This window comes from Streptomyces cinereospinus (assembly GCF_042430725.1).
Lineage (GTDB): Bacteria > Actinomycetota > Actinomycetes > Streptomycetales > Streptomycetaceae > Streptomyces > Streptomyces cinereospinus.
In genome coordinates this window covers 20,987-42,774 of sequence record NZ_JBHMCY010000070.1, presented here as the reverse complement: position 1 = coordinate 42,774, position 21,788 = coordinate 20,987, and the positions used below count along the sequence as shown (strand labels likewise).

Genomic DNA, 21,788 nt, shown 5'->3' with positions numbered 1-21,788 from the left:
GCCGCCGCGGGCGCGGCCGCCCGCGGACGGCGAGGCGCCGGCGGTGGCCGCCGCGGCCCTCGCGGTGCCGGGGGTGACGTACCTGACCGAAGCCCTGGGCCGGGCGGTGCACATCGCGGCGGGCCGGGCCGACGCCGCGCCGCCGCGCCGGCACGTGCGGCTGGAGTGCGCCGTCGACCCGGACCACCGGGCCGTGGAGGTGGCCCGGGCGGTCCGCGCGCGGGTGGGCATCGCCGTGCCGGATCATCCGACGGTCGCGGTCCTGATCACCGGGGTGGGGTGACGGCGTCACTCCCCCAGGCCCGCGAGGTCCCGCAGCCTGCGCGCCTGGGCGGCGCGTTCGGCGACGCGCTGGTCGTCGTAGGCGCGCTGCCCCGCGCCGCGCAGCAGTGCCTTGGTCTCGATCACCGCGTCGCGCGGCGCGGCGAGCAGCGCCGCCGTCAGGTCGCGGACCGCGCCGTCGAGTTCGGCCGCCGGCACCGCGACGTTGGCCAGGCCGCTGCGCACGGCCTCGTCCGCCTGGACGAAGCGCCCGGTGACGCAGATCTCCAGCGCGCGGGCGTAGCCGACGAGTCCGACCAGCGGATGGGTACCGGTCAGGTCCGGGACCAGGCCCAGGCCGGTCTCGCGCATGGCGAACTGCACGTCGTCGGCGACGACGCGCAGGTCACAGGCGAGGGCGAGCTGGAATCCCGCGCCGATGGCGTGCCCCTGCACGGCGGCGACGGAGACGATGTCGCTGCGCCGCCACCAGGTGAACGCCTCCTGGTACTCGGCGATGGTCGCGTCCAGCTCCGCGTCGCTGCCGCGCGCGAGGTCGACGAAGGACGGCTCGCCGTCGAAGCCCTCGGGGGTGAAGGCCTGCCGGTCGAGGCCCGCCGAGAAGGACTTGCCCTCGGCGCGCAGCACGACCACCCGGACGGAGCCCGGCAGCAGCCGGCCCGCCTCGGTCAGCGCCCGCCACAGAGCGGGGCTCTGCGCGTTGCGCTTGGCGGGACGGGTCAGCGTCACCGTGGCGAGCGCGTCGTCGACGGTGAGCCGTACGCCGTCCTTGTCGAGTACCGGGTCGAGCGAAGCCATGGGCGTCTCCGATGGATGCGGTCATCGTGAGTGCCGTACCGAGGCACTCTCAAGTGACTGCACAGTAACCACCCAGCCGATCACCGGACCGACCGGGTGGCCACCACCGAAGCCGAAGGGCGTACCCGGGGGTCAGGCCGAAGCGGCCTTCTTGCCCCGCGTCGCCCCGCCACGCCCACGGAGCGTGACGCCCGACTCGCTGAGCATGCGGTGCACGAAGCCATACGAGCGGCCGGTCTCCTCGGCCAACGCCCGGATGCTCGCACCGGCGTCGTACTTCTTCTTCAGGTCTGCCGCGAGCTTGTCGCGCGCGGCGCCGGTCACCCGGCTGCCCTTCTTCAGAGTCTCGGCCACCCGTGCCTCCTCATGGGAAGTGCGCTCTGGTCCCCTCATGATCACCCCTCCGGGCCTTCATGGCCACCCATTCGGCAAGGTCCGTGCGACAGCGTTGTGACGACAGGAGCACGTCCCCACAAGCGGAATCCGTGATTCCGTCGTGCGGTGTGCATACGGCCGAACGGGGTGTTCCGCGAAGCGGCAGGTCAGAGACCCGGACGGGCGAACCTCTTGTCGACAAAGGGATTCGCCCGGAAATCGGTGTACGACACACCCGGGTACGAGGAGATCTCACACAGATGATGGATCACGGCTGGGCCGAATGATCCATACCCAGTGGATCACCCTTTCGATCACACCGCACTGACCGATTGATCAGTCAATCGGTCCGGGGCGGGCGAGCCGGGCGGCAGCGCGGTCAGGCGAGGGTGACCAGGTCCAGGTAGTCCGCGCCCCACAGGTCCTCGACACCGTCCGGGAGCAGGATGATCCGCTCCGGCTGGAGCGCCTCGACCGCGCCCTCGTCGTGGGTGACCAGCACGACCGCGCCCTTGTAGGTGCGCAGCGCGCCGAGGATCTCCTCGCGGCTGGCCGGGTCGAGGTTGTTGGTCGGCTCGTCGAGCAGCAGCACGTTCGCCGAGGACACCACCAGGGTGGCCAGCGCGAGCCGGGTCTTCTCACCGCCGGAGAGGACACCGGCCGGCTTGTCGACGTCGTCGCCGGAGAACAGGAACGAGCCGAGCACCTTGCGCACCTCGACCAGGTCCATGTCGGGTGCGGCGGAGCGCATGTTCTCCAGGACCGTGCGGTCCGGGTCGAGGGTCTCGTGCTCCTGCGCGTAGTAGCCCAGCTTGAGGCCGTGGCCGGGGGTGACCTGGCCGGTGTCGGGCTGCTCCACCCCGGCCAGCAGCCGCAGCAGCGTGGTCTTGCCGGCGCCGTTGAGGCCGAGGATGACCACGCGGGAGCCCTTGTCGATGGCCAGGTCGACGTCGGTGAAGATCTCCAGCGAGCCGTACGACTTGGACAGCCCCTCGGCGGTCAGCGGGGTCTTGCCGCAGGGCGCGGGCTCGGGGAAGCGCAGCTTGGCGACCTTGTCGGACTGGCGGACGTCCTCCAGGCCGGACAGCAGCTTCTCGGCGCGGCGGGCCATGTTCTGCGCCGCGACCGTCTTGGTCGCCTTGGCACGCATCTTGTCGGCCTGCGCGTTCAGCGCGGCGGCCTTCTTCTCCGCGTTCTGCCGCTCCCGTCTGCGGCGCTTCTCGTCCGCCTCGCGCTGCTGCTGGTAGAGCTTCCAGCCCATGTTGTAGACGTCGATCTGGGCGCGGTTGGCGTCCAGGTAGAACACCTTGTTGACGACCGTCTCGACCAGGTCGACGTCGTGGGAGATCACGATGAAGCCGCCGCGGTAGGTCTTGAGGTAGTCGCGCAGCCAGACGACCGAGTCGGCGTCGAGGTGGTTGGTGGGCTCGTCGAGCAGCAGGGTGTCCGCGTCGGAGAACAGGATGCGGGCCAGCTCGATACGGCGGCGCTGACCGCCGGAGAGGGTGTGCAGGGGCTGGCCGAGCACCCGGTCGGGCAGGTTGAGCGCGGCGGCGATGGTGGCCGCCTCGGCCTCGGCGGCGTACCCGCCCTTGGTGAGGAACTCCGTCTCCTGGCGCTCGTACTGCTTGAGCGCCTTCTCGCGGGTGGCGCCCTTGCCGTTGGCGATGCGCTCCTCGTTCTCGCGCATCTTGCGGATCAGGACGTCCAGGCCGCGCGCGGACAGCACGCGGTCGCGGGCGAGGACGTCGAGGTCGCCGGTGCGCGGGTCCTGCGGGAGGTAGCCGACCTCGCCGGAGCGGGTGATGGTGCCGGCGGCGGGGATGCCCTCGCCCGCGAGGCACTTGGTGAGGGTGGTCTTGCCGGCGCCGTTGCGGCCGACCAGGCCGATGCGGTCGCCCTTGGCGACGCGGAAGGTGGCGGACTCGATGAGGACGCGGGCACCGGCGCGCAGCTCGATACCGGAGGCGGAGATCACGGACAGACTCCAGGGCGGGTGGGTGGCGGGACAGGCGGCTGAGGACGTTCCCGCCGTCTAATGCGCGAGGAGAATGGCCATGGGGCCAGTCTAACGGGGCGGTGCAACCGGTTTTCGCGGGTCCGGCCGCCCCGGGGGCGGGGGCGGGGCGGCGGGGAGCGGGTGCGGGGCGGGCTCGGCGGGCCGCCGGCCGCGGACGCCGTTGCCGAGCGGGGTGCGGTGCGGGGTGATCCGGCCCAGGTCGTCGACGGCGACGAGCCGGCCCGTCCAGGCGGCGCGCGGGCAGGGCTGGGCGACGAGCAGGGCGCGGCCGTGCCGCAGCGCGCGCTCGGGCCGGAACACGCACCCCTTGCGGGCCGGCAGCACCCAGCGCAGGTCGCCGTCGGCGGTGCGGTACGCGGCGATGCGGCGCGGGGTGACGACGGCGAGGATGCCGCCGCCCAGGGGGCGCAGGACGCCGGTGCCGCCGTGCGCCGGGAGCCAGTCGGCGGCCGCGGGCAGGGCGCGGTGCCAGCGGACGGAGGTGCCGTCGGTGTCGGTGACCAGCCCGTCGTCCCAGAGCGCGATCGCCTCCCCGCGCGCGGGAAGCACGGTCAGGGGACGGCGGCCCTCCCGGGCGTAGCGCCAGCGGACCAGGCCGGTGGCACGGTCGTACGCCTCGACGGCGGCCCGCCGGACGCGCAGGTGCGGCTCGGCGTGCGGTACGCGCGCGTGCACGGTGAGGCGGTCCCCGTAGGGGGCCGTGCGGGCCTGGTGGGCGGCGGCGAGGAGCGGGGCGGTGAGGACGAGTGCGGCGACGGCCGTCAGCAGACGGCGGGGCGCGCGGGGCGGGGCTGGGGGGACGGTGGCCTCGGGGTCCGGCGGGAGGGGATCGGCCGGCATCGGCTCGGCCGGCAGAGCGACCACCGGGCTCCCTTCGACGACCGTGCGCACGGACAGGCGCAGAGCGTAGCCAGGGGAGGCGCGCCGCACCGGCAGGCGGGGGGCCGGCGGGGGGCACGTCGCCCGTTCGGACGCGGGAGGGAAACAGGGGACGGGCGTCCGGGCCGGGGACGGGGAGGGGTGGGGGCGGGGTGGCGTTGTCGGTGGGGGGTGTCACGATGAGTGCACCGGGCGGGCCCGGCGGGGTCCGGCCGTGTGACCGGCACCCGGTCCGACCGGTTCGCGGGTCCTGCGCACAAGGGAGTGATCGGCATGGCGGGTACGAGCGGTGGCGGTCCGAGCGTCTTCCCGACGCTGCTGTACGCGGACGCCAAGGCGGCGATCAAGCAGCTCACGGAGGGCCTGGGCTTCACGGAGCTGGCCGTGTACGAGGGCGCGGGCGGCACGGTGACGCACGCCGAGCTGGTCCAGGGCAACGGCGCGGTGATGATCGGCTCCAAGGGCCGCGGCGGACTCTACGACACGCTGATGCGGGACGCGGGACCGGCCGGGGTGTACGTCGCCGTGGACGACGTCGACGCACACCACCAGAACGCCGTCGACCACGGCGTGGAGATCCTGATGCCCCCGACGGACCAGGACTACGGCTCGCGCGACTACCTGGCCCGGGACGCCGAGGGCAACGTCTGGAGCTTCGGCACCTACGCGCCCCGGACCGGCGACTGACCCGCGCCCCGGCGGCCGGGCGCCTCAGCTGCCCCCGGTGTGCACCTGGAAGGCCGCGCGGCGCACGGCCTTGGCCAGGGCGGGGTCGGGGTGCGCCGCGGCCAGCGCGACCAGGACCTGCACCGTGCGCGGATGCCCCACGGCCCGCACCTCGTCCAGCAGGGCCGGCACGGTCGGCTGCACGGCGGACTCCAGGTGCCGCACGAGCAGCGGGGCCTCGCCGTGGTCGGCGACGGCGGCGGCCGTGTCGACCCACAGCCAGGTGGCCTCCTCCCGGGTGAGCACCTCGTGGGCGTCCTCGGGGTCGGCGCCGTCGTGCTCGGCGAGCCACAGCAGGGCGTACGGCCGCAGGGTCGGCTCGTCCAGCACCGCGCGGACCTCGGGCTCGGCGGGGGCGCCGACGACCCGCAGCGCCTCGAAGGCCAGGCCGCGCAGCAGGGCGTCCTCGCCGCGGGCGGCGTCCAGCAGTTCGGTGACGGCGCTGCCGACGGGGCGGGCCGCCAGCCAGGCGCGGTACTCGGCGCGGGCGGCGTTGGGCCGCAGCTGGGCGCAGCCGCGCAGCATGTCCTCGGCGGCGGCCTCGATGTTGCCGGCGGGGCTCTGCGCGGCGACGCAGATCTGCTCCAGCTTGACCCAGACCGCCCAGCTGCCCAGCGGGGTCAGGGTGGCCTGTCCGGCGCCGCAGGTGAGGGCGCCGACGGAGGCGAGGGCGTCCAGGGCCCAGTCCAGCAGCGGGGCCAGTTCGGTGTCCCCGGGCTCGGCGTCGGCGGGCGGCGCGGTGCCGGGGGCCGGGGGGCTCGCGGGTTCGCGCTGGGGGCCGTAGGGGACCTCGCAGCGTTGCGTGCGCAGTTCCCTGACGCGCTGCTGGAGCAGGTCGAGGAGTTGCTCGACGGGGACCGGGCCGGCCGACAGCTGGAGGAAGGACAGCACCTGCGGCATCGCCGAGACGACCTCGGCGACGGCGGCGGGCTCGTGCTCGGCGGGTTCCGGGTGGGCCAGCGACCAGGCGTCGAAGAGGGCCACCCAGCCGCGCAGCACGGCGGTGTCGTCGCGGTGCCAGGCGCGCAGCCGCCAGCCGGGGCGGGCGCTGCCGCCGTGCACCTCGACGAGCCCGGCGAGGCGGGCGGTGTCCCAGTCGGCACGGATCTGCGCCGGTGTCAGGCCCAGCTCGGCGGCCGCTCGTTCGGCGGTCGCGTCGGCGAGTGTGGCCTTGCCGTCGGAGGTCGCGCTGCCCTTGCCGGGGCGCAGGGCGGCGTCGGCCCAGCGGGCCACGCGGGCCGCGCCGGCCAGCCGGAGACGCGCCATTCCGGCCAGCTCCGCGGGGGCCGGTGTGCCCTCCGGGGGGCGGGGGGCGGGGCGGCGCGAGCGCCGCTGGTTCATCGCTCGGGGGGCGGCGGCCAGGGGTCGCGGGCGGACGAGTCGGAGCCTGGAGTCGCGCGGGATACGGGACGTCACGGGTGCAGTCTTCCGGTTGACGGTCCGAAAACCCAAACGGAATGTCACGTGGGGCGACCGGAGTGGCCAAGGGACAGGTCCTGGGCGGGGGTACCCGCCGGCCTCCGGACAGTGGTACGGCGTTGAACGGAACCGTGCGGCGGGGCGGCGTGCCGCGACGTCCCATCAGCGGAGTCAGAAAGCGGAGTCAGGCAGCAAGGTCAGGTCAGGAAGCGAGATCAGTAAGCGAGGTCAGGAAGCGACGTCAGTAAGCGACGTCACATCAGCGGCGTCAGGAAGCGGCGCAGGGCTTCCTCGTAGCCGGCGGGGTCGGCGTTCCACATGGCGTGGTGCGGGGCCTGCCGCACGGTGTGCAGGGCGACCAGGTCGGGGCGGCGGTCGGCGAGGCGGCGGGACAGGGCCCAGGGGGCCACCAGGTCGTCCGGGCCGTGGAAGATCAGGGTCGGGACCGTGAGCCGCTCCGGGTGGGCGGCCTCGTCGATGCGGTCGCCGTACAGGCCGGTGCGGCCCTGGGCGGCGCGGACCGCGAGCGGCAGCAGCGGGCCCGGGGTGCGGCGGGCGGCGGCGAGGGCGCGCAGGGTCGCCTCCCAGCTGAGCACCGGGGAGTCGAGCACGAGCCCGCGGATGCGGTCCCGTACCGGCGAGTGCGTGGCGGCGCGCAGGGCCATGGTGGCGCCGGTGGACCAGCCGTGGAGGACGACGCGTTCGGCGCCGTGGCCGATGGCGTGGCGGATCGCCGCGTCCAGGTCGCGCCACTCGGCCTCGCCGAGGTGGTTCAGGCCGTCCGGGGGGCGGGGGGCGCCGAGGTCGCCGCGGTAGGAGAGGTCGAGTACCGGGAAGCGCAGGCCGTTGAGGAACCGCATGACGTTCATCGGGTGTTCCCGGGTGGTGCCCAGACCGTGCACGGTGATGACCCAGGTCTCCCGGGCGCCGGGCACGAACCAGGCGGGCAGGGGCCCGAGTTCGCCGGGGACGTCGACGTCGGTGTGGGCCAGGCCGAGAGCGGCGCCGGGGTCGCCGGTGTGCAGGCCGGGGGTGAGCCAGACCTTGTCGCCGGGCTCCAGGGTGCCGTGGGTGACGCGTTCCAGGCGGCGTACGACCGAGTCGGCGGGGTGCGGGGCGGAGTCCAGGACGGGGCCGACCACCGCGTGGGTGCCGTTGCCCGCCAGGCCGTAGCTGCCGGGGCGCAGGGAGGCGAGGGAGCGGGTGAGGGTGACGCGGCCGGCGGCCGTGCCGTGCACGGTGAGCCGGGGCTCCGTGGGCAGGGGCCGGCCGGGCGGCGCCTTCAGCGCGGCGTCACTGGCGAACCGGCCGGCGGCCACCACCGCGGCGCCGGCCACCGTCACGGCGGTGACGGCGGCGGCCGTCGCTTTGACAGTGCGCACCAGACCAGTGTCCTGTCCGAGCCGTCCGGCGGCCAGCGGAAGGGCGGAAGGGCGGAACGGAGTGAGGCGACGTGGCGAGCGTCACGTCCGCTGCCCGTACCCCCGGAGCCGCTCCCCCGCCTCCCGCAGCTGTTCCCCCGTCAGCAGGGACGGGGACAGGCCGGGCACGGAGGACGCCGTCAGCCACAGGCGGCACATCCACTCCAGCTGGGCCGTGCGGTCGTAGGCCTGGGCGAGGGTGCTGCCGTGGGTGACGGTGCCGTGGTTCTGGAGCAGGCAGCCGGCGCGGCCGGCCAGGGCGCGCAGCATGTTCTCGGCCAGTTCCTCGGTGCCGTAGGTCGCGTACGGGGCGACCCGGACGGGTCCGCCGAGCGCGCCGGCCATGTAGTGGATCACCGGCAGCTCCGTCACCAGCGTGGAGACGGCGGTGGCGTGCACGGCGTGGGTGTGGACGACGGCACGGGCGTCGGTGGTGCGGTAGACGGCGAGGTGCATGGGCAGTTCACTGGTCGGCACGAGGGTGCCGCGGACCTGCCGCCCGTCGAGGCCGACGCCGGTCAGGTCGGCCGGGGCGAGCCGGTCGTAGGGGACGCCCGAGGGGGTGACCAGGACGGTGTCCCCGACGCGTACGGAGACGTTGCCGGACGTGCCGACGACCAGTCCGTCGGAGACGGACCGGCGAGCCGTGGCCACGAGTTCCTCCCAGGCCCGGGCCTCCTCGTCCGGCACGCCGCTCCCCCGCCGCTCCGCGTCGCCCTGCGCGTCGCCGGGGCCGCCCCGGGCACCGCGCGCGTCCCGCCGTTCCCACTGCTCTTCCGTCATGCCGCGATCCTGCCAGCCGGTCCGCCGCCGTGTCCCGGCGCGGGCGCGGCAACGGCGGCGGCCTGCGGGTGACCGATGTCTCACCGACGGGCCGGCGACCCGGCCGGGGCGGTCCGCGCGGGGCGCCTGGCCCGGTACGTCCGGGCCCGGTCCGGACGGCGCGGGGGCCGTCGATGCGCGGGGTCACGGCACCCCTCGTCCGTGGACACCAGGAAGCCCTTCCCAGTTCATCTTTCGTTCACTTAGGTTACCTACGTTCATCCGGCCAATGACCTCGAACGATTGCCTGGGTAAATGGAAGGCATCTCGCTGATCCTCGCGATTGTGGTGGTGACCGCACTCGCGTTCGATTTCACGAACGGTTTCCACGACACCGCGAACGCGATGGCGACCACCATCTCCACCGGTGCCCTCCGGCCCAAGGTGGCGGTGGCCATGTCCGCCGTCCTCAATCTGGTCGGCGCCTTCCTGTCCGTGGAGGTCGCGAACACGATCTCCAAGGGCCTGGTGGACGAGAGCGGCATCCGCCCCGAGGTGATCTTCGCGGCGCTGGTCGGCGCGATCCTGTGGAACCTGCTGACCTGGCTGGTCGGCCTGCCGTCGTCCTCCTCGCACGCCCTGATGGGCGGCCTGGTCGGCGCCACCGTCGCCTCGGCGGGCGTCGGCGCGGTCCACGGCGACGTGCTGGTCACCAAGGTGCTGATCCCGGCGGTCGCCGCCCCGCTGGTGGCGGGCGTCGCGGCGATGATCGGAACCCGGCTGACGTACCGGCTCGGCCGGAAGGCCGACGGCGAGGCGGCCGCCAAGGGCTACCGCGCCGGCCAGATCGCCTCCGCGGGCCTGGTCTCGCTGGCCCACGGCACCAACGACGCGCAGAAGACCATGGGCGTCATCACCCTCGCCCTGGTCGCCGGCGGCACCCTCGCCCCGGACTCCGACCCGCCCCTGTGGGTCGTCCTCTCCGCCGGCGTCGCCATCGCGCTCGGCACCTACCTCGGCGGCTGGCGCATCATCCGCACCATGGGCAAGGGCCTGACCGACCTCCGGCCGCAGCAGGGCTTCGCCGCCCAGACCAGCGCCGCGACGGTCATCCTGGCCTCCTCCCACCTCGGCTTCTCCCTCTCCACCACGCACTCGGTCTCCGGCGCGGTGATGGGCGCGGGCCTGGGCCGCAAGGGCGGCGTGGTCCGCTGGTCGACGGCGACCCGGATGTTCGTCGCCTGGGGCCTCACTCTCCCGGCCGCCGCGCTGGTCGGCGCGGTCGCCGAGTGGGTGACCGGCTTCGGCGCCTGGGGCACCGCCGCGGTGGCCGTCTTCCTGGTCGCCTCCAGCGCCGCGATCTGGAAGCTCTCGCGCCGTGAGGTCGTGGACCACACGAACGTCAACGACACGGACGAGGAGCCGGCCGGCGTCGTGACGACCGCGATGGCCGCGGTGACCCCGCCTCCGGCCGGCCCGCCGGCGGACGACCTCACCGCCGCGCTGCCCGCGCAGAAGACGACCGCCGAGCCGGCGCCCTCCCAGGCCACGGTCTGAGCACCCCGCTCGCCCGAGCACCCGGTTACCGGTCATCCGGTACTGAGCATCCGGTTACTGAAGGAAGCAGCAGCATGAAGATCGACTGGGCGGCGCTCGGCTCCGTCTTCGGGGTCAGCCTCGTGGCCACGGTGGCCCTGGTGGGCCTGTTCACCCTCGGCATCGCCGGCCTGTCGCGGCGCGAGCGCGCCGCGGAGCGGGGCGGCTCGGCCGCCCTGGCCGTGACCGGCGCCTGCGCCGCGTTCGCGGGCTGCGCGGCGGCGGTGGCGTACGGGATCTACCTGATCGTGGCCTGACGGCCGGACCGCGCGAGCGAGCGCCCTGACACGCGGCCCCCGGCGGGGGGACCGGGCAGGGCGCGCCGTCGTGCGCCGGCGGGCGCGGCGCACGACGCGGACGAGACGGGTGTCGCCCGTGTGGTGTGGGCCTCAGCACACTGCCCCGTCGCAGGTCAACGGCGAGTTGACGGCCGTTCGGGCCCCATGGTGGACTTCCGGGGCCATGTACGGCGGCAGGAGAGGAAGCCCGGTGTGAATCCGGCGCGGTCCCGCCACTGTGACCGGGGAGGAAACGCCCCGGGAGCCAGGAACTCTCACCGCCGGTCTCGTCGAACCAGGGCGTGGACACCCTGAGTGAGGACATAACGCGATGCTCGGCTGCCCAGTGAGGTCCTGCACCAGGTCCCTGCCCGACCGCTCGGCCGGCTGAGCCGCATGCGTGCCGACCGCGTCTTCGCGTACGGCGCCGCCGCCGGACTCCTCGGCGACCTGCTCCTCGGCGATCCGCGCCGCGGGCACCCGGTCGCCGCGTTCGGGCGGGCCGCCGCGGCCGTGGAACGCCGGCTGTGGCGCGACCACCGCGGGTGGGGGGCGCTGCACGCCGCCGTGTGCGCCGGTGGCGCCGTCGCGCTGGGCGCCGCCGCCCACCGGGCCGTACGGTCCTCCCCCGCCGCCTCCGTCGCGCTGACCGGCGTCGCCACCTGGGCCGTCGTCGGCGGGACCTCGCTCGCCCGGGAGGCCCGGGCCGTCGGGCGGGCCCTGGAGAGCGGGGACGTCGCGGGGGCGCGGGCCCGGCTGCCGCACCTGTGCGGGCGGGATCCGCAGGCGCTGGACGCGGACGGGATCGCGCGCGCGGTGGTCGAGTCCGTCGCGGAGAACACCTCCGACGCCCTGGTGGGCGCCCTGGTGTGGGGAGCCGTGGGGGGCGTGCCGGGGCTGCTGGGGTTCCGGGCCGTGAACACGCTGGACGCGATGGTGGGGCACAAGTCGCCCGCGTACCGCCGCTACGGGTGGGCTTCGGCCCGCCTCGACGACGTCGCCGGATGGCCGGGGGCCCGGCTGACCGCCGCGCTCGCCGTGCTGGCGGGCGGCGACGCGCGGGGGGCCGTACGGGCCTGGCGGAGTGACGCCGCGCGGCATCCGAGTCCCAACGCCGGGCCGGTGGAGGCGTCGTTCGCGGGGGCGTTGGGGGTACGGCTCGGGGGGACGTTGTCGTATGCGGGCCGCATCGAGCACCGGCCCGTGCTGAACGGTGGGGGGCGTGCGGTGGAAGTCGGCGACATCGAGCGGGCCGTCCGGTTGTCCCGGCGGGTCGGCTGGCTGGCGTTCGGGGTGAGCGCGGCGGGTGCGCTGCTGCGCGGGCGGCTGTCGGGGAGGCACGCGTGACCGGCCGTGGGCTGCTCGTCGCCGGCACCACCTCCGACGCCGGCAAGAGTGTCGTCACCGCCGGGATCTGCCGGTGGCTGGTGCGCCAGGGGGTGCGGGTCGCGCCCTTCAAGGCGCAGAACATGTCGCTCAACTCGTTCGTCACCCGCGAGGGCGCCGAGATCGGGCGGGCGCAGGCCATGCAGGCGCAGGCGTGCCGGGTGGAGCCCACCGCGCTGATGAACCCCGTGCTGCTCAAGCCGGGCGGGGAGCGAAGCAGCCAGGTGGTGCTGCTCGGCAAGCCGGTGGGCGAGCTGAGCGCGCGCGGCTACCACGGTGGGCGGCAGCAGGCGCTGCTGGGCACCGTGCTGGAGTGCCTGGCCGAACTGCGGGGCACGTATGACGCGGTGATCTGTGAGGGGGCCGGTTCTCCCGCCGAGATCAATCTGCGGCGGACCGACATCGTGAACATGGGGATCGCGCGCAACGCGCGGCTGCCCGTGCTCGTGGTCGGCGACATCGACCGCGGGGGCGTCTTCGCCTCCTTCTTCGGGACCGTCGCCCTGCTCTCCCCCGAGGACCAGGCGCTCGTCGCCGGGTTCCTGGTCAACAAGTTCCGGGGGGACGTCTCGCTGCTGGAGCCCGGCCTCGGCATGCTGCACGGGCTCACCGGGCGGCGGACGTACGGCGTGCTGCCCTTCCGGCACGGCCTCGGCATCGACGAGGAGGACGGGATGGCCGTCTCCCTGCGCGGGGCGGTCCGGGAGTCGGGCGCCACCCCGCCCGTCGGTGCGGACGTGCTGCGCGTCGCGGTCTGCGCGGTTCCCCTGATGTCCAACTTCACCGACGTGGACGCCCTGGCCGCCGAGCCGGGTGTCGTCGTGCGGTTCGTGGACCGGCCGGAGGAGCTGGCCGACGCGGATCTCGTCGTGCTGCCGGGGACCCGGGGGACGGTCCGGGCCCTGGAGTGGCTGCGGGAGCGGGGACTGGCGGACGCCGTGCTCCGCAGAGCCGCGCAGGGGCGCCCGGTCCTCGGCATCTGCGGTGGCTTCCAGATCCTCGGCGAGCACATCGAGGACGAGGTCGAGAGCCGGCGCGGGCGCGTCGACGGGCTCGGGCTGCTGCCCGTACGGGTGCGGTTCGCCCGCGAGAAGACCCTCGCCCGGCCCGCCGGGGAAGCCCTCGGCGAGCCCGTAGAGGGCTACGAGATCCACCACGGGGTCGCCGACGTCCACGGCGGCGAGGCGTTCCTCACCGACGGCGCGGGACGCGGCCTGGACGGCTGCCGGGTCGGGCAGACCTGGGGCACGCACTGGCACGGCTCGCTGGAGTCGGACGGCTTCCGGCGGGCCTTCCTGCGCGAGGTGGCCGCCGCCGCGGGCCGCCGCTTCGTGCCGGCGCCCGGCACCTCGTTCGCCGCGCTGCGCGAGGAGCAGCTCGACCGGCTCGGCGACCTGATCGAACAGCACGCGGACACGGACGCGCTGTGGCGGCTCATCGAGTCCGGCGCGCCGCAAGGACTGCCCTTCATCCCCCCGGGAGCACCCGCATGAGCACAGTGTTGTTGTTGTCGACCGCCGACACGGATCTGCTGGCGGCCCGGGCCGCGTCCGGTGCCTCGTACCGGATCGGCAACCCGACCCGGATCGACGTCCGGGAGGAGCTGCCCGGCCTGGTCGAGGGCGCGGACCTGGTCGTGGTCCGGCTGCTCGGCGGCAAGCGGGCCTGGGAGGACGGGCTCGCCGCGCTGAAGGCGTCCGGCCTGCCGACCGTGCTGCTCGGCGGCGAGTCGGTGCCGGACGCGGAACTGATGGCCGAGTCGTCGGTGCCGGCCGGGGTGGTGGCGGAGGCGCTGCGCTACCTGGTCGAGGGCGGGCCGGACAACCTCACCCAGCTCGCCCGGTTCCTCTCCGACACCGTGCTGCTGACCGGCGAGGGCTTCGAGGAGCCGCGGCGGATGCCGGAGTACGGCGTCCACGGCGACCGCGCGGTCCGGGAGGGGCGCCCCACGGTCGGCGTGCTCTTCTACCGGGCCCACGAACTCAGCGGCAACACCGCCTTCGTCGACACCCTGTGCGACGCGATCGAGGCGAAGGGGGCCAACGCCCTCCCGGTGTACTGCGGTTCGCTGCGCGGCGCGGACGCCGGTCTGTACGAGGTCCTCGGCCGGGCCGACGCCCTGGTCGCCACCGTCCTCGCGGCCGGCGGCACGCACGCCTCGCAGGCGTCGGCCGGCGGCGACGAGGAGGCGTGGGACATCGGCGCGCTGGCCGACCTGGACGTCCCCGTCCTCCAGGGGCTGTGCCTGACCTCGTCGCGGGCCGCGTGGGAGGAGTCGGACGCCGCCCTCTCCCCCATGGACGCGGCGATGCAGGTCGCGATCCCCGAGTTCGACGGCCGGCTGATCACCGTGCCGTTCTCCTTCAAGGAGCAGGGCCCGGACGACGTCCCGGTGTACGTGGCCGACCCCGAGCGGGCCGGGCGGGTCGCCGGGATCGCGGTGCGGCACGCGGCGCTGAAGCACAAGGCGAACGCCGACAAGAAGATCGCGCTGGTCTTCACCGCGTACCCGACCAAGCACTCCCGGGTGGGCAACGCGGTGGGGCTCGACACCCCGGCCTCCGCGGTGCGGGTGCTGGACGCGCTGCGGGACGCCGGGTACGGCGTGCACGGCTACCCCGGCCACGGCGACGAGCTGATCCACCGGCTGATCGAGGCCGGCGGGCACGACGTGGAGTGGCTGACGGAGGACCAGCTGGCCGCGGCGCCCGCGCGGGTGCCGCTCGCCGACTACCGGGCCTGGTTCGACACGCTCGACCCCGGGCTGCGGGAGGCCATGCGGGAGGCGTGGGGCGAGCCGCCGGGCTCCCTCTACGTCGACGGCGACGACATCGTGCTGGCCGCCCTGCGGTTCGGCAACGTCGTGGTCATGATCCAGCCGCCGCGCGGCTTCGGGGAGAACCCGATCGCGATCTACCACGACCCGGACATGCCGCCGTCCCACCACTACCTGGCGGCCTACCGGTGGCTGGAGAACGGCTTCGGCGCCGACGCGGTCGTGCACATGGGCAAGCACGGCACGATGGAGTGGCTGCCGGGCAAGGGGCTCGGGCTGAGCGCCGGGTGCGCGCCGGACGCGGTCCTCGGCGACCTGCCGCTGGTCTACCCGTTCATCGTCAACGACCCCGGCGAGGGCACCCAGGCCAAGCGCCGCGGCCACGCCACCGTCGTGGACCACCTGGTGCCGCCGATGGCCCGCGCCGACACCTACGGCGACCTGGCCAAGCTGGAGCAGCTGCTGGACGAGTACGCGCTCGTCTCGGACCTGGACCCGGCGAAGGCGCCGGCCGTGCGGGCGCAGATCTGGACGCTGGTGAAGGCGGCCGAGCTCCACCACGACCTGCACGTGGACGACCAGCCGGACGACGACGCGTTCGACGAGTTCGTCATGCACATCGACGGCTACCTGTGCGAGATCAAGGACGTGCAGATCCGCGACGGCCTGCACGTCCTGGGCGGCGGCCCGGTCGGTGAGCCGCGCGTCAACCTCGTCCTCGCGGTGCTGCGCGCCGCACAGGTGTGGGGCGGGCGGGCGAACGCGCTGCCCGGCCTGCGGGCCGCGCTGGCCGCGCACTTCGGGCTGGTGGAGAAGGAGCTGCTGGCCGCGCCGGGCGCGCCGGTGAAGGTGCCGGTGGAGCTGACGGACCTGGTGCCGGGCCCGTCCCGGACGGGCGCCGACGCGATCGACCTGCTGGAGCAGGTGTGCCGGCGGTTCGCGGAGGGCATGGAGGCCCGGGAGTGGCACCCCGCGGCCGTCCCGGGCCTGGTGCGGGAGGTGCTGGGCACCGAACTGGCCGACGCCGTGGCCGTGCTGGAGTTCGCCTGCGCCGAGGTCGTGCCGCGGCTCGCCCGGACCACGGACGAGATCGGGCACATCCTGCGGGCGCTGGACGGCGGGTACGTCCCGGCCGGGCCGTCCGGCTCCCCCACCCGCGGGCTGGTCAACGTCCTGCCGACCGGCCGCAACTTCTACTCCGTCGACCCCAAGGCGATTCCGTCCCGGCTGAGCTGGGAGGTCGGCCAGTCGCTCGCGGACTCCCTGGTCCAGCGGTACCTGACCGACACCGGCGCCTACCCGAAGTCGGTCGGCCTGACGGTGTGGGGCACCTCCGCGATGCGCACCCAGGGCGACGACATCGCCGAGATCCTCGCGCTGCTGGGGTGCCGTCCGGTGTGGGACGACGCCTCCCGGCGGGTGACCGGGTTCGAGATCGTGCCGCTGAGCGAGCTGGGCCGGCCCCGCATCGACGTCACGGTCCGCATCTCCGGCTTCTTCCGGGACGCCTTCCCGCACGTGGTCGGGCTGATCGACGACGCGGTACGGGCGGTGGCGGAGCTGGACGAGCCCGCCGACGCCAACTACGTGCGGGCGCACGCCGACGAGGACACCGCCGAGCACGGTGACCGGCGGCGCGCCACCGCCCGCGTCTTCGGCTCCAAGCCGGGCGCGTACGGCGCGGGTCTGCTGCCGCTGATCGACGCCCGCAACTGGCGCTCCGACGCCGACCTCGCCGAGGTGTACGCGGTGTGGGGCGGCTACGCCTACGGGCGCGGGCTCGACGGGCGGGCGGCGCGCGGGGACATGGAGACGGCGTTCCGGCGGATCGCGGTGGCGGCGAAGAACGTCGACACCCGCGAGCACGACCTCGTGGACGCCGACGACTACTTCCAGTACCACGGCGGCATGGTCGCCATGGTGCGGCACCTGACGGGCGCCAGCCCCGAGGCGTACGTGGGCGACTCGGCGACGCCCGACCAGGTGAGGACCCGCACCCTGGGCGAGGAGACGCACCGCGTCTTCCGCGCCCGGGTGGTCAACCCGCGCTGGATGGCGGCGATGCGCCGGCACGGCTACAAGGGCGCCTTCGAGATGGCGGCCACCGTGGACTACCTCTTCGGCTACGACGCCACCGCCGGGGTCGTGGACGACTGGATGTACGAGAAGCTCAGCGCCGAGTACGTCTTCGACCCGGAGAACCGGGACTTCATGAAGCGGTCCAACCCGTGGGCGCTGCGCGGGATCACGGAACGGCTGCTGGAGGCCGCCGAGCGCGGTCTGTGGGCCGAGCCGGAGGCGGAGACCCTGGAGCGGCTGCGGGCCACGTACCTGGAGCTGGAAGGCGACCTGGAAGGCGACGACAAGTGACCACCCCGTTCCCGTTCACGGCCGTGGTCGGCCAGGACGACCTGCGGCTCGCGCTGCTGCTGAACGCCGTCTCCCCGGCGGTCGGCGGTGTGCTGGTGCGCGGTGAGAAGGGCACCGCCAAGTCGACGGCGGTGCGGGCGCTGTCCGCGCTGCTGCCGGCGGTCGCCGTCGTCCCCGGCTGCCGCTTCTCCTGCGACCCGGCCTCCCCCGACCCCGGCTGCCCGGACGGGCCGCACGAGGCGGGCGCGGAGGCGACGCGGCCCGCGCGGATGGTCGAGCTGCCCGTCGGCGCCTCCGAGGACCGGCTGGTCGGCGCGCTCGACATCGAGCGGGCGCTCGCCGAGGGCGTGAAGGCGTTCGAGCCCGGACTGCTCGCCGACGCGCACCGCGGCGTCCTCTACGTCGACGAGGTCAACCTCCTCCACGACCACCTGGTCGACCTGCTGCTGGACGCGGCCGCGATGGGCGCGTCGTACGTGGAGCGCGAGGGCGTCTCCGTGCGGCACGCCGCGCGGTTCCTGCTGGTCGGCACCATGAACCCGGAGGAGGGCGAGCTGCGGCCGCAGCTGCTCGACCGGTTCGGGCTCACCGTGGAGGTCGCCGCCTCGCGCGAACCCGGCCAGCGGGTGGAGGTGGTGCGGCGGCGCCTCGCCCACGACGACGACCCGGCCGGTTTCGCGGCGCGCTGGGCGGAGGAGGAGGCCGCCGTCCGGGCGCGGATCGTGGCGGCCCGCGAGCTGCTGCCGTCCGTGCGGCTGGGCGACGGGGCGCTGCGGCAGATCGCGGCGACCTGCGCGGCCTTCGAGGTGGACGGCATGCGCGCCGACATCGTGATGGCGCGCACCGCGACGGCGCTGGCCGCGTGGGCGGGCCGGACGGACGTCCTCGCCGAGGACGTCCGGCAGGCGGCGCTGCTGGCGCTGCCGCACCGGCGTCGCCGCAACCCCTTCGACGCGCCGGGGCTGGACGAGGACAAGCTCGACCAGACGCTGGAGGAGTTCTCCGGGGAGGACGACGACCCCCACGACGACCCGGATCCCGGCCCGGACGGGCCCGGCGGTGGCGGCGGGCAGCCGGCGCCCGACGCGGGCCCGCAGGGCGGTGACACCGCCGCGCGCCCCGAGGCCGGCGAGGGGGGCGAGCCGCAGCCGGCCGGCGCGGGCGAGCAGTCCGCCGCACGGGCGGCCGAGCCGTTCCGCACGAAGGTGCTGAGCGTGCCCGGTCTGGGCGAGGGCGCCGCCGGGCGGCGCTCGCGGGCGCGCACCGAGCACGGGCGGACCACGGGCGCCCGGCGGCCCCGGGGCGCCCTGACCAAGCTGCACCTGGCCGCGACCGTGCAGGCCGCCGCACCGCACCAGCGGGCGCGGGGCCGGTCGGGTCCGGGTCTGGTGATCCGCCGGGACGACCTGCGGCAGGCGACCCGGGAGGGGCGCGAGGGCAACCTCGTGCTGTTCGTGGTGGACGCCTCCGGGTCGATGGCGGCGCGGCAGCGGATGGGCGCCGTGAAGGGTGCCGTGCTGTCGCTGCTGCTCGACGCCTACCAGCGGCGGGACAAGGTGGGTCTGGTGACCTTCCGCGGGTCGGCCGCCGATGTCGCGCTGCCGCCGACCTCGTCGGTCGACGCGGCGGCGGCCCGGCTGGAGTCGCTGCCCACGGGCGGCCGTACGCCGCTGGCCGCCGGGCTGCTCAGGGCGCACGAGGTGCTGCGCGTGGAGCGGCTGCGGGACCCGGCGCGGCGTGCGCTGGTCGTGGTGGTGACCGACGGGCGGGCCACCGGTGGCCCGGAGCCGGTGGCGCTGGCCGGGCGGGCGGCGCGGCTGTTCGCCGCCGGGCAGGTCGCCTCGGTGGTGGTGGACTGCGAGTCGGGGCCGGTGCGGCTGGGGCTCGCCGGGCAGCTCGCGGACGCGCTGGGCGGCACCGCCGTGACGCTGGACGAGCTGCGCGCGGACAGCATCGCCGGGCTGGTACGGGACGTACAGGGAACCAGGAGGGCCGCGTAATGCCGCAGGGACAGCCGAGTGTCATCCCCGACGACGGGCTGACGACCCGTCAGCGCCGCAACCGGCCGCTGGTCGTGGTGCACACGGGCGTCGGCAAGGGCAAGTCCACCGCCGCCTTCGGGCTGGCGCTGCGGGCCTGGAACCAGGGGTGGCCGATCGGGGTGTTCCAGTTCGTCAAGTCGGCGAAGTGGAAGGTCGGCGAGGAGCGGGCGCTGCGGGTGCTCGGCGACTCCGGGGAGGGCGGGACCGTCGCCTGGCACAAGATGGGCGAGGGCTGGTCCTGGGTCCAGCGGGACGCGCAGATGGACAACGAGGACAAGGCCCGCGAGGGCTGGGAGCAGGTCAAGCGGGACCTGGCCGCCGAGACGTACCGGCTGTACGTGCTGGACGAGTTCGCCTACCCGCTGCACTGGGGGTGGATCGACACCGCCGAGGTCGTGGCGGTGCTGCGCGACCGCCCCGGGACCCAGCACGTCGTGATCACCGGCCGCAACGCGCCCGGACCGCTGGTCGACTTCGCCGATCTCGTCACCGACATGTCCAAGGTCAAGCATCCGATGGACGTCGGGCAGAAGGGGCAGAGGGGCATCGAGTGGTGACGTCCGTGCCCCGGCTGGTCGTCGCCGCGCCCTCCTCGGGCAGCGGCAAGACCACCGTCGCCACGGGGCTGATGGCCGCGCTCGCCGCGCGGGGGCTCGCCGTGTCCCCGCACAAGGTCGGGCCGGACTACATCGACCCCGGCTACCACGCGCTCGCGACCGGGCGGGCGGGGCGGAACCTCGACGCGTACCTGTGCGGGCCGGAGCTGGTCGGGCCGCTGTTCGCGCACGGGGCGCGGGGCTGTGACATCGCCGTCGTCGAGGGCGTCATGGGGCTGTACGACGGGGCCGCGGGGGAAGGCGAGCTGGCCTCCACCGCGCAGGTGGCCAAGGTGCTGCGGGCGCCGGTGGTGCTGGTCGTCGACGCCTCGTCGCAGTCACGGTCGGTGGCGGCGCTGGTGCACGGGTTCGTGTCGTGGGACCCGCGGGTGCGGATCGGGGGCGTGATCCTGAACAAGGTCGCCTCGGACCGGCACGAGGCGTTGCTGCGGGAGGCGCTGGAATCCGCCGGGGTGCCGGTGCTGGGGGTGCTGCGGCGGGCGCCGCAGGTGGACACCCCCTCACGGCACCTGGGGCTGGTGCCGGTCGCCGAGCGGCGGGCGGCGGCGGTGGCGGCCGTCGCGGCGATGGCCGCGCAGGTCGCCGCCGGGTGTGATCTGGACGCGCTGGTGGCGCTGGCCGGCGGCGCGGGTGCGCTGCCGTGCGCGGCGTGGGACGCGGGCGCGGCCCTGGCCGACTCGCCCGTGCCGCCCCGTCCCGTCGCGGACGTGCGGGTCGCCGTCGCCGGCGGGGCCGCGTTCACGTTCTCGTACGCCGAGCACGCCGAACTGCTCGCCGCCGCCGGGGCCGAGGTGGTCGTGTTCGACCCGTTGCGCGACGAGCGGCTGCCCGAGGGCACCCGCGGCCTGGTCGTCGGGGGCGGGTTCCCCGAGGTGTACGCCGGGGAGCTGTCGGCCAACGAGCCGCTGCGCCGGGCCGTCGCCGCGCTCGCCGGGCGGGGCGCCCCCGTCGCCGCCGAGTGCGCCGGGCTGCTGTACCTGTGCCGGGAGCTGGACGGGCTGCCGATGTGCGGGGTGCTGGAGGCCTCCGCGCGGATGACGCGGCGGCTCACCCTCGGGTACCGCGACGCCGTCGCCGTGAGCGACAGCGCGCTGGCCGGCGCCGGCACCCGGATGCGGGGGCACGAGTTCCACCGCACCGCCGTCGAGCCCGGCGCGGGGGCGTCGCCCGCCTGGGGCGTGCGCACGCCCCGGCGGGGCGTCGAAGGTTTCGTACAGCGTGGTGTGCACGCGAGTTATCTGCACACGCACTGGGCGTCCCGGCCCGGTGTCGCGAGTCGGTTCGTGGAGAGGTGCCGGACGTCATGAGCAGCAGGCTGATCGGAGTGGGCGTCGGTCCGGGCGATCCCGAGCTGGTGACCGTGAAGGGCGTCAACGCGCTGCGCGCCGCCGACGTCGTCGTCGTCCCCGTGATGGACACCGGGGAGCGGGGGCGCGCCGAGGCGACGGTGCTGCACTACGTGCCCGAGGAGAAGGTCGTCCGGGTGGTGTTCGCGCTGAACGAGCGGACCGACCGGACCCGCCGCGAGGCGGCGTGGGACGCGGCCGGCGAGCGCGTCGCCGGGCTGCTGCGGCGGCACGCCTCGGTCGCGTTCGCCACCATCGGCGACCCGAACGTGTACTCCACCTTCACCTATCTGGCGCAGACCGTCGCCGGGCTGGTCCCGGGCACCGTCGTGGAGACCGTGCCCGGCATCACCGCCATGCAGGACCTCGCCGCGCGGTCGGGTGCCGTGCTGACGGAGGGCACCGAGCCGCTGACGCTGGTGCCGGTGACCGCCGGTGCGGCGGTGCTGAAGGACGCGCTGAACGGTCCCGGGACCGTCGTCGCCTACAAGTTCGGCCGGCAGGCCGCCGAGGTCGTCGAGGCGCTCCGGGACAGCGGGCGGATCGAGGGTGCCGTCTGGGGGTCGGCCCTCGGGCTGCCGGAGGAGTCCGTGCGGCCCGCCGGTGAGCTCGACGGGGCACCGCTGCCGTACCTGTCCACGCTCATCGCGCCGCCGCGGCGCGACGGCGGGCGGGGCGGCAAGCTGTGAGGCCCG

Annotated in this window: 17 protein-coding genes, 1 pseudogene and 1 riboswitch; of the genes and pseudogenes, 11 read left to right on the top strand and 7 right to left on the bottom strand. The window is 75.1% G+C overall.

The genetic code is table 11. The features are described 5' to 3' along the window. Positions 1 to 283, top strand: a pseudogene (locus tag ACFF45_RS28295) (nucleopolyhedrovirus P10 family protein); the annotation flags it as partial. Positions 284 to 288: 5 nt separating this feature from the next. Here ACFF45_RS28295 and ACFF45_RS28290 read toward each other — a convergent pair. The 4 genes from ACFF45_RS28290 to ACFF45_RS28275 all read right to left on the bottom strand — a co-directional run bounded on the left by ACFF45_RS28290 (position 289) and on the right by ACFF45_RS28275 (position 4,339). After that, a complete protein-coding gene (locus ACFF45_RS28290; RefSeq protein ID WP_381349456.1) occupies positions 289 to 1,080 on the bottom strand; it encodes an enoyl-CoA hydratase/isomerase family protein in 792 nt (263 codons plus the stop codon). Positions 1,081 to 1,212: 132 nt separating this feature from the next. Then, entirely contained in the window at positions 1,213 to 1,434 is a 222-nt protein-coding gene (locus tag ACFF45_RS28285) for a helix-turn-helix domain-containing protein (protein ID WP_018567695.1), read from the bottom strand. Between the two features lie 400 nt (positions 1,435 to 1,834). After that, complete coding sequence (locus ACFF45_RS28280; protein ID WP_381349455.1) at positions 1,835 to 3,433, bottom strand: ABC-F family ATP-binding cassette domain-containing protein; 1,599 nt, start codon at positions 3,431 to 3,433, stop codon at positions 1,835 to 1,837. Between the two features lie 90 nt (positions 3,434 to 3,523). Continuing rightward, a complete protein-coding gene (locus ACFF45_RS28275; protein ID WP_381349453.1) occupies positions 3,524 to 4,339 on the bottom strand; it encodes a PQQ-binding-like beta-propeller repeat protein in 816 nt (271 codons plus the stop codon). Between the two features lie 288 nt (positions 4,340 to 4,627). Between ACFF45_RS28275 and ACFF45_RS28270 the strand changes: the two genes are divergently transcribed. After that, positions 4,628 to 5,041: a VOC family protein gene (locus ACFF45_RS28270; protein WP_381349452.1), complete on the top strand. Its 414-nt coding sequence runs from the start codon at positions 4,628 to 4,630 to the stop codon at positions 5,039 to 5,041. Between the two features lie 24 nt (positions 5,042 to 5,065). On the opposite strand, the gene ACFF45_RS28265 is transcribed toward ACFF45_RS28270, so the two are convergent. The 3 genes from ACFF45_RS28265 to ACFF45_RS28255 form a co-directional block, all read right to left on the bottom strand. Next, the gene (locus tag ACFF45_RS28265; protein ID WP_381349451.1) at positions 5,066 to 6,496 is read right to left on the bottom strand and encodes a hypothetical protein; all 1,431 of its coding nucleotides are present in this window, start codon (positions 6,494 to 6,496) and stop codon (positions 5,066 to 5,068) included. Positions 6,497 to 6,753: 257 nt separating this feature from the next. After that, entirely contained in the window at positions 6,754 to 7,881 is a 1,128-nt protein-coding gene (locus ACFF45_RS28260; RefSeq protein ID WP_381349450.1) for an alpha/beta hydrolase family protein, read from the bottom strand. A gap of 81 nt (positions 7,882 to 7,962) precedes the next feature. Then, on the bottom strand, positions 7,963 to 8,703 hold the full coding sequence (locus tag ACFF45_RS28255) for a class II aldolase/adducin family protein (protein ID WP_381349448.1): 741 nt from the start codon (positions 8,701 to 8,703) through the stop codon (positions 7,963 to 7,965). Positions 8,704 to 8,997: 294 nt separating this feature from the next. Between ACFF45_RS28255 and ACFF45_RS28250 the strand changes: the two genes are divergently transcribed. The 9 genes from ACFF45_RS28250 (at position 8,998) to cobI (ending at position 21,782) form a co-directional block, all read left to right on the top strand. Next, a complete protein-coding gene (locus ACFF45_RS28250) occupies positions 8,998 to 10,239 on the top strand; it encodes an inorganic phosphate transporter (RefSeq protein WP_381349447.1) in 1,242 nt (413 codons plus the stop codon). Between the two features lie 74 nt (positions 10,240 to 10,313). Next, entirely contained in the window at positions 10,314 to 10,535 is a 222-nt protein-coding gene (locus ACFF45_RS28245) for a hypothetical protein (protein WP_381349446.1), read from the top strand. A gap of 173 nt (positions 10,536 to 10,708) precedes the next feature. Continuing rightward, a riboswitch (cobalamin riboswitch) is annotated at positions 10,709 to 10,850 on the top strand. Between the two features lie 102 nt (positions 10,851 to 10,952). Continuing rightward, positions 10,953 to 11,903, top strand: coding sequence for a cobalamin biosynthesis protein (locus ACFF45_RS28240; protein WP_381349444.1), 951 nt, complete (start codon positions 10,953 to 10,955; stop codon positions 11,901 to 11,903). Beyond that, positions 11,900 to 13,435: a cobyric acid synthase gene (locus tag ACFF45_RS28235; RefSeq protein WP_381349443.1), complete on the top strand. Its 1,536-nt coding sequence runs from the start codon at positions 11,900 to 11,902 to the stop codon at positions 13,433 to 13,435. The genes ACFF45_RS28240 and ACFF45_RS28235 overlap by 4 nt, the downstream gene beginning before the upstream one ends. Beyond that, on the top strand, positions 13,432 to 17,088 hold the full coding sequence (gene cobN / locus ACFF45_RS28230) for a cobaltochelatase subunit CobN (protein WP_381349441.1): 3,657 nt from the start codon (positions 13,432 to 13,434) through the stop codon (positions 17,086 to 17,088). The genes ACFF45_RS28235 and cobN overlap by 4 nt, the downstream gene beginning before the upstream one ends. Beyond that, a complete protein-coding gene (locus tag ACFF45_RS28225; RefSeq protein WP_381349440.1) occupies positions 17,085 to 19,088 on the top strand; it encodes a putative cobaltochelatase in 2,004 nt (667 codons plus the stop codon). The genes cobN and ACFF45_RS28225 overlap by 4 nt, the downstream gene beginning before the upstream one ends. Then, positions 19,088 to 19,687, top strand: a complete 600-nt coding sequence (gene cobO, locus ACFF45_RS28220) for a cob(I)yrinic acid a,c-diamide adenosyltransferase (RefSeq protein WP_381349438.1) — start codon at positions 19,088 to 19,090, stop codon at positions 19,685 to 19,687. Before ACFF45_RS28225 ends, cobO begins: the two co-directional genes overlap by 1 nt. Continuing rightward, entirely contained in the window at positions 19,681 to 21,054 is a 1,374-nt protein-coding gene (locus tag ACFF45_RS28215) for a cobyrinic acid a,c-diamide synthase CobB (RefSeq protein ID WP_381349436.1), read from the top strand. Before cobO ends, ACFF45_RS28215 begins: the two co-directional genes overlap by 7 nt. Next, complete coding sequence (gene cobI / locus ACFF45_RS28210; RefSeq protein ID WP_381349435.1) at positions 21,051 to 21,782, top strand: precorrin-2 C(20)-methyltransferase; 732 nt, start codon at positions 21,051 to 21,053, stop codon at positions 21,780 to 21,782. The genes ACFF45_RS28215 and cobI overlap by 4 nt, the downstream gene beginning before the upstream one ends. The last annotated feature ends 6 nt before the right edge of the window (positions 21,783 to 21,788 follow it).